We start from the raw sequence: 12311 nt of genomic DNA, 5'->3' as shown, positions 1-12311 counted from the left end.
AAATTTAAGTTACCAATAAAAAAGATAAAGTTGCAACCCCTAAAGGTAAAAACAAATTATCGTATTTTGCAAAATCAAAAAGTTCTACAAGCATAGCTCCCATCCCAACAATTGACGCCAGAAAGCAATTTGGAAAAAAATAATAGCACACTATAAAAGCAACTAAAAACACAGAAAAACTTCCTGCAAATGTTTTATTATTTACAAGCGTAAAAGACGGAATAAGTTTACCAAAAAGACTTGCAAAACCATCTCCAAGACATGCAGACAATATCCCAATATAACTAAAAGGTTTTTCTATAAAAAAATAAGTACAAAATATACTTACTATCAAAAATATTGGAGAGAGATATATCTTACAAGAAGGTACTTTCCTAGTCTTCACCAATATATCTGATAAATTTTTGAAAAAAAACAAATTTTTTTCCATGATTCTTAATAATTCTAATATTAAGTAAACAACCATAAAAAATAAGCTAGCAAAAAAACCTATCCAAAAATTTACTTTATAAAGCAATAAAAATACTAAAGTAGAGATATGAAAAAATTTTCTATAAAATTCATATTTAATATTTTCGTCAAAAAAAACTCGATTGAACATTAAGTAACTTTCCTTAAAATAATATTAAATTTTAAAAAAGAATTTGCCTTGATAAGATCCCCAATCTGTTTATTTCCATAAGCAAGATTTGGAGGAATTATTATCACTCTCTCTTCTCCTTCACACATATTTGACAACATTACATCCCAACCTTCAATCACTTGACCACTACCAACCACAAGCTCTATTGGATTGCCCCTATCAATAGAACTATCAAATTTCACTCCATTAAGCAAAAAACCTTCATAATCTACTCTTACAACACTACCATCCTTAACGCATTTACCACTTCCCGATTTTGTCAATTTATACAAAACACCACTTTTATCTTTCTTAAAATCTTTGTAATCCTTATCAATTATCTCAAGTTGCAAAGACATATATTTTTCAACTTCTTCTCTCTTTTTTGCTTCATAACTACTTTTCAACTTTGCAAATTCTTCATCATCAACTTTAAAAGAATTTGCATCATCACCAACACGAACAATCCTTACTTTCTCTATTTTATCTCCCTGACTTATACTCTGAACTATGTTCATTCCCTCAATAACCTTACCAAAAATTGAATGCTTATAATCAAGATACGTAAGATTATCTGAAAGAGTAATAAAAAATTGACTCCCATTAGTATCAGAACCTGCATTAGCCATGGAAACAATACCTGCCTCATTATGACTTAAATCTTTACTAAACTCATCAGGAAATACATAACCAGGCCCTCCAGTACCAGTACCAGTAGGATCACCTGTTTGAACAACAAATCCATCAACAACTCTATGAAAAATAAGATTATCAAAATAAGGTTGATTTGTAACAGAATTTTTAATAACACATTCACTAAGACCAATAAAATTCATCACGGTTAAAGGAGCAAGTTTATAATAAAGTTCAATTTTTATAGTACCTTTATTTGTATCAATTAATGCAAATATTCCATTTTTTTTCATTAAATCTTCCTTTTTGCTAGAACAAGCTACTAGCATTAAAATAATAACAAAACACAATAAATATTTATTCACAAATGTATTCCTTAAACTAAAGACTAATATTCAAATTAAATTTACCAGCACTAATTGTACAATTTTTTTGAAAAAAATTATGTAAATTCACTGGAAATTTGAAGCAATTTAATAATACTATGTTAATAATATATAAGAAATTTCATATAATTGGACTTTATAAATGTTGAACATTAATGATGAACTGCTAATCAAATTTTGTAATTTCATATATGACAATAGTGGTATTTGTTTTGATGAAAAAAACAAGATTGTATTAAAAAGTAGAATTCACGATGCAATACATGAACTTGAAAATATCAATACCCCACAACAACTATATAAACTAATAATTTCAGATAAATTGAAAAAAGAATATTTCTTAGATCTAGTTACTACAAATTTAACAAGATTTTTTAGAAATACAGCTCATTTTACAACTTTTGAAAAATTTATAATTCCAAAATTAATAAATATTAAAACACAAGAAAATAAAAATAGAATTGTTATATGGTCTGCAGGATGCTCAACAGGAGAAGAACCATATTCATTGGCATTTGTGCTTAAATATTATCTTCCAGAAAATTTTGACTTTATTATTATAGCTTCCGATTTAAGCTTAAAATCTTTAATGATAGCAAAAGACGGATATTACTCAACTCAAAAATGTGAATATATTCCAGCACAGTATAGAAAATACATTAAACCTCACATGAATGGTTATAGAGTAGTAGACGACATAAAAAAACACATACGATTTGATTATCATAATTTAAATTATGAAAACGGATTTTCAAATATAGATGTCATATTTTGTCGAAATGTACTTATATATTTTGACGAGAAATCACAAATTAAAGTCTTAAACAAGTTTTACTCTTCTATGGCAATGAAAAGTTATTTATTTATTGGGCATTCAGAATCGCTCTTTGGTCTAAATCTTCCTTTTAAATTCTTAAGGACACCTTGGACCATAATATATGAAAAGGATGACGATAATATTCCCAAAGGAAAACTAACGTTCCGAAACAAATATAAACTATAATTCGACACAAGCAGGTCTATAGGAGCAAAAAGAAATGCGAACAAAAATTTACGTGCTCGTTATTGAAGCTTCGTCTGTCAATAGAAAGACTATATCAGACATAATAAATTCCTCTTCAAAACTTGAAGTTGTTGCAACCGCAGCAAATACAGACTTTGCACTCAAAAAATTAAAAAAGCAACCAGATGTAGTATTACTCAGCTTAGAAACAGAAACTATAAAAGAAATTGAATTCATACAGAAAAAGCAAAATATCAACAAAAAAATTCCCGTCATCATACTATCATCCAACAAAGACATTGCAATAGATGCCATAATCAAAGGCGCTGATGATTCTATAATAAAAATTGACAACAAATTAGAAAAAATAAAAGATAAAATCATAAATTTACTTACAATTTATGGAAATAAAACCATAAAGACCAAAATCATAACTAATATTAACTCTAATTCAAAAACACACAATTCTCCCACAAAGAACAAAGCCAAAGAAGATAAATTGCATATAATAAAAATAACAAATCGTAACTTAGCTAACACAAAAGACAAAAGCACAATAACAAGCCTTAATCAAAAACAAATAGTAGACGAAAAAGATTTAAAAAAACTTAAAAATAGAAAATTTGAAATAATTGTTATTGGAATATCCACAGGAGGTCCTGCAGCATTAAAAACAATTTTGCCAAAAATTCCCAAAAATTTTCCCATTCCAATAGTGATTGTTCAACATATGCCAAAAGGATTTACCAAAGAATTTGCAAAAAACCTTAATAACATTTGTAACTTAAGTGTAAAAGAGACACAAAATAAAGAAATAATTAAAAAAGGATTTATATACATAGGTTCCGGAGGATATCATATAAGAATAAACAGGGTAAATAATAATTATCAAATAGAAATTTTTGATGCGGAAAATGTCAACGGACATAAACCTTCTATAGGAGTACTATTTAAATCAATATCAGAAAACGTCAAAGACAAAGCTATAGCTTTTATAATGACCGGAATGGGAAATGACGGTTCTAGAGAAATTGGAGACATTAAAAAAGCTGGCGGAGTGACTATTGCACAAGATGAAGAAAGCTCAGTAGTATTTGGAATGCCCAAAATAGCAATAGAAGAAAATAATGTAGACTATATAGTTTCAATAGGTCATGTGGTAAAATTATTAGAAACCATCCTTCTTGATGGTTAAATTTTAAAAAGACAAGGATAACTTTTGGAAAACAAACAAGAGAACACAAAAAACTGCTTTTCACACGTCAATACTCTCGAAATAGGCCAATATAAAATATATATACTGGGAACAGCACATGTATCAAAAAAAAGCTCACAAGACACAGCTGATTTAATTGATACATTAAAACCAAACTTTATCGCAGTTGAGCTTGATGAGGCTCGTTACCATAAAATTTTAGAAACAGATGAAAATGAAAAATGGCGCAATCTAGACATATACAAGGTAATCAAACAAGGAAAGGCATTTTTATTAATAGTACAAATCATTTTAAGTAACTTTCAAAACAAATTAGCAAAAGAACAAGGAATTAACCCTGGAGAAGAAATGAAAACAGCCATTTTAAAAGCCAAGGAATATAACATACCTTTAATACTTGCAGACAGAAAAGTAGAGACAACACTAAAGAGAGCTTGGAACCTTGTGCCAATTTTTGAAAAAGCCAAAATAATATCAAGTCTGTTTTCATTTTCAGATATAAAAGTTACAGAAGACGAAATTGAAAAACTTAAAGAAGAAGATGCCCTATCAAATATGATGGAAGAACTTGCAAAAGAAATCCCCACTGTAAAAAAAGTCTTAATTGATGAACGAGACGAATTTATAGCAAGTAAAATACTCGAAGGCTCAGGAACAATTCTTGCCATTGTTGGAGCTGGTCATGTAAAGGGAATAATAAAAAACTTAAGAGAAATTCAAGATAATAAAAAAAATACTAACATTGACGAACTCAATACTGTACCTAAAAATAAGTTCACAATCGGCAAATTAATATCTTACTTAATAACAATCTCAATTATTATGCTGATAGCAAGTTCATTCTACTTTAAAGACTTTGCATTTGCATATAAAAACTTAGAGATCTGGATAATATGCAATTCTGTATTTGCAGGCATTGCAGCCATTTTACTAAGAGCTAATATCATCACCATACTAACAGCAGCACTTGGCGCTCCAATATTTTCTCTAATACCATTTATTGGAACAGGTATGGTAGCAGGACTCGTTGAGGCATATATCAATAAACCAAAAATAAAAGATTTTGAAAAACTACAAGAAGATTTGCACAACATAAAAGGATATTTTAGGAATAAAGTTACAAAAATTTTATTAATAGTATTTTTCGTAAACATCGGATCCGCAATTGGAACAATTGTTGGTTTTAAATTCTTATTAAATATCTTCAGTTAAATATCAAATAAATTATACAGGAGTTATATTATGAAACTTGTTTTTTTAGGTCCTCCAGGTTCTGGAAAGGGTACAATTGCCAAGATCTTATCAAATAAACTAAATTATTATCACATTTCAACAGGTGATTTGTTTAGAACAAGCATAGCAAATGCTACACCCCTTGGTAAAGAAATCAAACAAATAGTTGAAAATGGACAACTAGTACCCGACTCAATTACAATTAAAATCGTCACAGATAAAATCAATACTATTGAACATAAAAACGACTTTATTCTCGATGGATTTCCCAGAAATATCAATCAAGCCATAGAATTAGATAAATTATTAGATAATATTAAAATAATAAACTTTTTAATTGACGAAGAACTTTTAGTAAAAAGGCTTTCTGGAAGAAGAATATGCCAATCTTGTTGCGGAATATTCAACATATACACACTTCCAACAAAAGAAAAAGAGATTTGTGATTTTTGCAAAGGTACTCTTTACCAAAGGAAAGATGATACACAAGAGTCTCTAAAAATTAGACTCCAAGAATATAATTTACAAACAAAACCACTAATAAATTTTTACTCACAAAGCAATAGGCTTCATAATATAGACGCATCAAAAGATATTAATGAAGTAGCAAAAAGCTTAATCGATATTATATCAAAAACTTGAAAAGTAATCTAAAATTACAATTAAAACAATTAACTTTATGCAAAAAAATAAAGTATAATAAAATAAACAATGAAAATATTTTATATAAAAAAGGTGTTAAAGGTTTCATATGTTAAGAAAATTATTTACAATACTAATATTGTTAAAAGCTACTTTGGGATACTCAAAAGAAGAGTCAGAAAAAAAACAAGACAAAACAGAATATTTCTACATAAACATTCAAATGGCCTATTATCCACCAAATGCACTTGGAACTTTGGATAGTAAATTTTCTCCAAGTTTTATTACTCCTAAATTCGAATCGGTAGCACCAAACAAACAGATTGAATCCAGCTCTTGGGGAAGTGCTCAATTGATATCATATTTTGGATACCATAAGTTTTTCAAACTAGCAGATAATCCCGATTCACCTTTACTTCAAAATAATGGAATAGACATTGATGCCTGTTTTGGACTTGCACCCGTAATTGCACTATTGCAAGGAAAAGTCAGTTTTACTCCCATAGCATTTGTAAATTTATACACAGGAATTGAATTTGGAATGGGTTGGCAAGGATTTGGATTTAAAGGCGTTGGAGTACATCTTGGCAATGGGGAATACTCAACTTCTCCTGAATTTTATTCTGAAATTATGATGGGAGGTAGGCTACAATTTGATCTAAATGCCATACTTGATGGAGAGTGGACACACATTATAACAGTAGCTGGAAATAATTTTACATATAGAAATAATCCTCATGCTCATAGTAATCAACTTTGGAAATATAAGGCTGATGAGGGCAAAAATGTAAATGGACTTATAACGAGCCCTTATGCGCTTCTGGCATATAAAATGCCAATACCGCTTAATTTAATTGGATTCTTATATGAAGGTCAAACATATATTGGCAATGCAAGAGGTATAAGTACAACAAAAAATAAAGGATGGGGAAGTGACTTCTTTTACCACAATTTATCCTTTGTTGCAAAAATTCAAATTATAGAAAATCTAACATTAGATATGCTATTAAAATTCTCAACAGCGCCTGTATATACAGCAAATACAATAGGACTAGCTGACATTACAAAAAGAATAATTACAAATAATTCGTATATTTATTATGACTCTATTGGATTTTCTTTGACTTATAAGTTTTAATTTTATTTAAAAATTAATATTTAAATTGATTACGTCCTGAAATCTTAGCTTCATACAATTTATCATCAGCAAGTTTAATGATACTAGTAAAATTGGAATCTTGTGGAATTTGCTCTGCAAGACCAATTGACACTGTAACGAAATTAGAAACACTACTATAATCATGCACTATTGCTAAATTTCTAATATCTTCAATTAAAATACTTACAATATCGATCATTTCTTTTAAGCTTTTATTTACAGAAAATAAAATAAATTCCTCACCGCCATAACGTGCAACATCTATCTTATACTTAATAGCAATTTTATTTAAACTTTTTGCAATTAATTTAAGACATTCATCACCATTGGTATGTCCATAATTGTCATTATATTTTTTAAAATAATCAATATCTAACATTCCTACAATAACATTATTTTTTTGTTCCAATGCCTGCATCCAAGACTTGGCAAATTGATCTGTAAAAAACCTTCTATTAGGAATTTGGGTTAATCCATCAATTCTTGCAAGATTCTTAAAATAATCCCTAAGTCTTTTAAGTTCAAGATGGGTTTTAATTCTTGCATTAATAATTTTTGCATTAAAAGGTTTTAAAATATAATCAACACCACCAACATTAAATCCTTCAAGTTGAGCATCAATAGAATCTCTTGAACTTATAAATATAACAGCAATATCTCTAGTTTCAGGATCATTTTTAAGTCTGCTACAAACCTCATAACCATTAAGATCTGGAAGTAATACATCAAGTAATATTAAATCTGGCTTATCAGCCTCCACTTGTTTTAAAGCATCAAACCCACTCAGTGCAACTCTAATATCATAATCATGTTGCAATATATCTACTAACAAATCCAAATTTGTGGGCGTATCATCCACAAGTAATAATTTTTGAGGTTCAACTGCAATTTCCTCAAAACTATCTAAAATCATACCTTGCATCATGACTTCTCTATCTTATTATTGCTTATCATACGTTTAACAATGTTAACACTCTCATTAAATTTATATAATCTTAAATATGTAACAAGAGAATCAAATAATACAATATTATCGCCCTCCAAACGATATTTTTTAAGAATTTCAAGCATATTCTTATATTCTTTTGGATTCCTACTTTCTATACCATGTAAAAGGTTTTGCATAATACCTAAAAACTCATCATTGCTTTGAAATTCCATCTTCTGATTATTATCAATCTCAACAATACCCAATATACGCTCTCTTATTTGTGTCACAAGCAAAACTAAGTCTTGACGTGCCTTAGAGTATAGTATTTTAAGTTCACGTATTGAATCTGGACTATTCTCAATTTGTTTAAAAGCATCAAATAAACCACTACGCATATTACCAAGAGCACCTGCCATTGAATGTGCCAATTCCTTTATTAACACCACATTATTTACACTAAATGCCTCATCAAAATCACGTATAATATTATCACTCATCTCAACAAAGCCCCTGCATAAATCAATATACATATCATAAGAAATATTTAAATCTTCTAAGGCACGATTAATATCTAAATTGGTAAAATCAGACAATGCATCCAAATTCTCATCTCTTACATCTCTTATAACACTATTATCCTTAACTTCAATATGTAAGTATTTTTTTAAAATACACTTAATTGAACTAATACGTATGGGTTTTGCAAGATAATCATTCATTCCATTCTCCAAGCATCTATCCTTATATTCTCTTAAAGCATGTGCAGTAACAGCTATCAACACACATGGATTTAAGTTATTTTGGCTTTCATACTCTCGTATTTTCTTAGATACCGTAAATCCATCACAATTTGGCATTCTTATATCAATAAAAGCCATATCATATTTATTTGTCTTTAAATATTCAATAGCCTTAACACCATCATCCACAATATCAATATACTCTTCCCTAACACCTATAACAATCAAAATATTTTTTAAAACTTTTTGATTAATCTCATTATCCTCAGCTATCAATATACCAATATTATCCTTAAGTTTAAGGACATTAGAATCACTAATTACTGGAGTATCTACAAGTGAACCATTTACAATCCAGTCAGAATAAAAATCCCATCTTTTAAAAGGTTTTTGAATACATTCATATTTAAAATTAATGATCTCATCACTCTTTAAATAGTAGAACACAAATACTATTCTTACATTTAAATTTAATTTTTTAATCCGATCAGCAAATTGCAAACAATTGTGTAAACCAGAATCATCAACATTGATAAAAACAAAATCATAATAAGGATATTTATAACACTCTTTATAAGCATCCTCATAAGAATAAAAATTAATTACATTCTCTTTATAATCCAAAATTTCACTTATCTCATTTAACAGAGTAACTGTTCTCTTACTTGAAAACAAAATTAAAATCTTTTTATTCTTAACTAATTCAAATTTACTTGTCTCCTTATCTTTAATCTTATTACCCAAAATAAAAGGCAACATAAATGAAAAAGTTGTTCCCTTGCCAAGTTCACTCTCAACCGCAATGCCAGGGCCACCCATCAAACTGATAAGCTTTCTAGATATTGCAAGTCCAAGTCCCGTTCCTCCATATTTTTTTGAATCAAAATCATCTCCCTGTTTAAACAATTCAAATATTACGGGTATATTTTCTTCTTTAATTCCCTTACCTGTATCTCTGACTTTAAATTCAATAGTAATTGTTTTGTTTCCATCATTATCTTCGCCAGAAAATATCATTTCATAGTTTATAACTATAATTCCGTCCTGGGTAAACTTAAAAGCATTACCTATCAAATTAATAAGCACTTTTTTAAGTCTAGACCTATCCCCTATTAAATAATTTTTTAAGTCTGTTTTTGAATAAAAAATTAAATCAAGATTTTGCTTTGCACTTTGCGACTGAAAACTTTTGACAACTTCTTCAATTTCATGTTCTAAATCTATCTCATTATTTTCAATATATATACCATTCATATCTATTTTAGAGATATACAATATCTCATCAATTAAAAAGAGTAATGAAGTAGATGAATAATTGATCATTTGAACATACTCTTTTTGAACGCCCAAAAGATCTGTATTACATAAAAGTTCGGTAGCCGCTATTATTCCATTGATGGGAGTACGAATATCATGGCTCATACTCGCTAAAAAAATAGTTTTAGCAGCAATAGCATCCTCAATAACTTTTTTTTCACTAATTACATAAGAATACATTTTTTTTCTAAATCCTATTTCTCTCAATAACTTAAATAGGAAAGACATTAAAATAGTTAAAACAAAAAAGACAACAGTTAATACTAACATGCCAGATTTTTTCAATCTCATATCTTTAGAATGCTCATAGATATTAAATACCCAATCATCAAAATATAATTTACTACTAAGATTTGTACGAAATAAAATTTTTTGTATAATTCTCCCCAAAATATAATCTTGATTGTAAACGGCAATATTTAAATCAAATGATAAATTTGAAACAGTAATAATTTTTTTAATATCTCTAACATTTAAATCTTCAAAATTAATATTAGCAGTATACTCATCACTAAGAATTCCATTAACCTTTCCCCTGTATATAAGATCCAAAGCCTCTTTAAAACTACCTACTTGTACCAATTGTGCTTTTACTTGCGTTTCCAATTTTTTAGAATACAAAAAATCAAGCACCGCAATACGATCAGATGTTTTGGGAACAAATAAGCTTGTTTTATTAGAAAAAATATACAAAGGAATCCCTGAAACTGACTTAATATTAAAAACATAATCTGTATTTGAACTATCCAAATTAGAAGACAATATGTCGATTTTCCCCAACTTCATCAACTCTTCAAGCTCCTTCTCAGGAGCATTTATAATATTAAAATTCAACTTTGTTAGTCTTCTTATCTTTTTAATTAACCATTCATTTATTCCCTTGTAACGACCAGAATCAATATAATCAATAGGATACCAATCCTTAACAGCAAGATTTAATTTTTCATTGTATTGTAACCAAATTTTTTCTTCAATATTAAAATTGGTGCTGTTTACATTTCCATAAAAATGATTTTGATAATCTTCAATCCCATTCTGACTAAGCCAATTTTTACCTATCTCTAAAAAAGTATTAAATAAAATATTTGCTGTTAACGCATCTAGCATATACGAAAACAATTGTAATTTTTTACTATTAATAAAAAATACCAAATACTTCTGCTTATTAAAATTTGAATCTTTGAACTTTAACACATTATTATGTCCATACAATCTTGATAAATAGTTTGTGGTAATTGAATTTTCTATAAATCCATGCGAATTACTAATTATATCTGTAAAATTACTAACTATATCTGTACTTTTATCCGATGTAACTCCAGTTAATGAAAAATCAATCATTTGTGAATTTAAAACTTTATTACTATTTTTAGAATTAGTAAAGTATAAATTAAAATCAAGTAAACATATTGGATCTGTTGCCTTGTATATCCTCGAATTTAAAACATTATTATCTTCAATGATTCCACCCCAAACAGATACATATTTATCATCCAGACCCCATTTAATGCTTTCCTTTGGAAATCCTACAAATTTTACTGAAAAACAATATTCTCTAGAAAGCTCATTCCATAAATCAACTAAAATTCCTGAAAATTGACCTTTAGAATTAATAAAACTAAAAGGAGGATAATCATTATATATTCCAACATCAAGCTTAAACAAGTAATCCAATTCTTTAAAAGAAGCATACTCTCTCTTAGAGAGGGCTTTCATATAACTTAACAGATCAATATTTAAGCCTTTTAGTTCACTAATAGCATTTCTACTAATAGCAGCTCGTATACCAAAACTATAAAAATAATCAGAACTAAATACTTTTAAAAAAGATGGATCAAAATAGATATGCCATAAAAAATATAATGATTTATAACTTCCATAAATCAAATCAATCTTATTATCTTTTAATGCTAAGAATAACTGTTCTGTATCTGAAAATAAAAAAATATTGTCATCATGACCATGCAATCTTAAAATATTTTCATATAAGCTATTTTTTACAACCCCTACACGCAAATCTTTTGAAAAAAATGAATTTGTAAATTTTTGTTTTTTATTTGAATTATAAACCAATGCTGTTACACATTTGCTAATTTCATTTTTAAAATACAGATGCTCACTTAAATCTGAATTATATGTTAATCCCAAATAAACCACATCATCTTCGATTGTATTTTGATCAACATAGTCAATAGACTCTATACTAATCTCATAACCATAATCTTCTGCCCATTTATCAAGAAGATAAAAAATCATACCCGTAATCTTACCTTCTTGATTTTTATAATATAACGGATAATATTGATCCACAAGCTTAAATTTAAGAATTTGTTTGGCAGACAAACTGATATAAGAAAAAAAAAGTACAACTAAAAAAACATTTAAACTTCGCATAATTCATGCTATTTATATGTCTTAAGATACACATT

General features: G+C 28.1%; 9 protein-coding genes. 5 read left to right on the top strand and 4 right to left on the bottom strand.

Annotated features, from left to right (window positions below; genetic code table 11):
• Window positions 1-4: 4 nt before the first annotated feature.
• A complete protein-coding gene (locus U881_RS0107775) occupies window positions 5-601 on the bottom strand; it encodes a diacylglycerol/polyprenol kinase family protein (RefSeq protein WP_024653865.1) in 597 nt (198 codons plus the stop codon).
• Window positions 601-1548, bottom strand: a complete 948-nt coding sequence (locus U881_RS0107770; RefSeq protein WP_235048163.1) for a peptidylprolyl isomerase — start codon at window positions 1546-1548, stop codon at window positions 601-603. The genes U881_RS0107775 and U881_RS0107770 overlap by 1 nt, the downstream gene beginning before the upstream one ends.
• A gap of 235 nt (window positions 1549-1783) precedes the next feature.
• Between U881_RS0107770 and U881_RS0107765 the strand changes: the two genes are divergently transcribed.
• The 5 genes from U881_RS0107765 to U881_RS0107745 all read left to right on the top strand — a co-directional run bounded on the left by U881_RS0107765 (window position 1784) and on the right by U881_RS0107745 (window position 6873).
• Complete coding sequence (locus U881_RS0107765) at window positions 1784-2644, top strand: CheR family methyltransferase (RefSeq protein WP_024653863.1); 861 nt, start codon at window positions 1784-1786, stop codon at window positions 2642-2644.
• Window positions 2645-2678: 34 nt separating this feature from the next.
• Window positions 2679-3839 carry a chemotaxis protein CheB gene (cheB, locus tag U881_RS0107760; protein ID WP_024653862.1) on the top strand — a complete coding sequence of 387 codons (1161 nt, stop codon included), beginning with the start codon at window positions 2679-2681 and terminating at the stop codon, window positions 3837-3839.
• 24 nt (window positions 3840-3863) lie between these two features.
• Window positions 3864-5072, top strand: coding sequence for a TraB/GumN family protein (locus U881_RS0107755; RefSeq protein ID WP_024653861.1), 1209 nt, complete (start codon window positions 3864-3866; stop codon window positions 5070-5072).
• A gap of 30 nt (window positions 5073-5102) precedes the next feature.
• Window positions 5103-5735: an adenylate kinase gene (locus U881_RS0107750; protein WP_024653860.1), complete on the top strand. Its 633-nt coding sequence runs from the start codon at window positions 5103-5105 to the stop codon at window positions 5733-5735.
• Window positions 5736-5844: 109 nt separating this feature from the next.
• Entirely contained in the window at window positions 5845-6873 is a 1029-nt protein-coding gene (locus tag U881_RS0107745; protein WP_024653859.1) for a hypothetical protein, read from the top strand.
• Window positions 6874-6886: 13 nt separating this feature from the next.
• Here the strand turns inward: U881_RS0107745 and U881_RS0107740 are convergent, their stop codons facing one another.
• The gene (locus tag U881_RS0107740; RefSeq protein WP_084538455.1) at window positions 6887-7819 is read right to left on the bottom strand and encodes a GGDEF domain-containing response regulator; all 933 of its coding nucleotides are present in this window, start codon (window positions 7817-7819) and stop codon (window positions 6887-6889) included.
• Window positions 7816-12276: an ATP-binding protein gene (locus U881_RS0107735; protein WP_024653857.1), complete on the bottom strand. Its 4461-nt coding sequence runs from the start codon at window positions 12274-12276 to the stop codon at window positions 7816-7818. The genes U881_RS0107740 and U881_RS0107735 overlap by 4 nt, the downstream gene beginning before the upstream one ends.
• Window positions 12277-12311 lie beyond the last annotated feature (35 nt).

It is taken from the genome of Borrelia persica No12 (assembly GCF_000500045.1).
GTDB lineage: Bacteria > Spirochaetota > Spirochaetia > Borreliales > Borreliaceae > Borrelia > Borrelia persica.
This window is presented reverse-complemented; position numbering and strand designations above follow the sequence as displayed.

Coding starts and splice junctions, on each gene's coding strand:
- U881_RS0107775 (WP_024653865.1), bottom strand. CDS start 601: ATGTTCAATCGAGTTTTTTTTGACGAAAATATTAAATATGAATTTTAT.
- U881_RS0107770 (WP_235048163.1), bottom strand. CDS start 1,548: ATGAAAAAAAATGGAATATTTGCATTAATTGATACAAATAAAGGTACT.
- U881_RS0107765 (WP_024653863.1), top strand. CDS start 1,784: ATGTTGAACATTAATGATGAACTGCTAATCAAATTTTGTAATTTCATA.
- cheB (WP_024653862.1), top strand. CDS start 2,679: ATGCGAACAAAAATTTACGTGCTCGTTATTGAAGCTTCGTCTGTCAAT.
- U881_RS0107750 (WP_024653860.1), top strand. CDS start 5,103: ATGAAACTTGTTTTTTTAGGTCCTCCAGGTTCTGGAAAGGGTACAATT.
- U881_RS0107745 (WP_024653859.1), top strand. CDS start 5,845: ATGTTAAGAAAATTATTTACAATACTAATATTGTTAAAAGCTACTTTG.
- U881_RS0107740 (WP_084538455.1), bottom strand. CDS start 7,819: ATGATGCAAGGTATGATTTTAGATAGTTTTGAGGAAATTGCAGTTGAA.
- U881_RS0107735 (WP_024653857.1), bottom strand. CDS start 12,276: ATGCGAAGTTTAAATGTTTTTTTAGTTGTACTTTTTTTTTCTTATATC.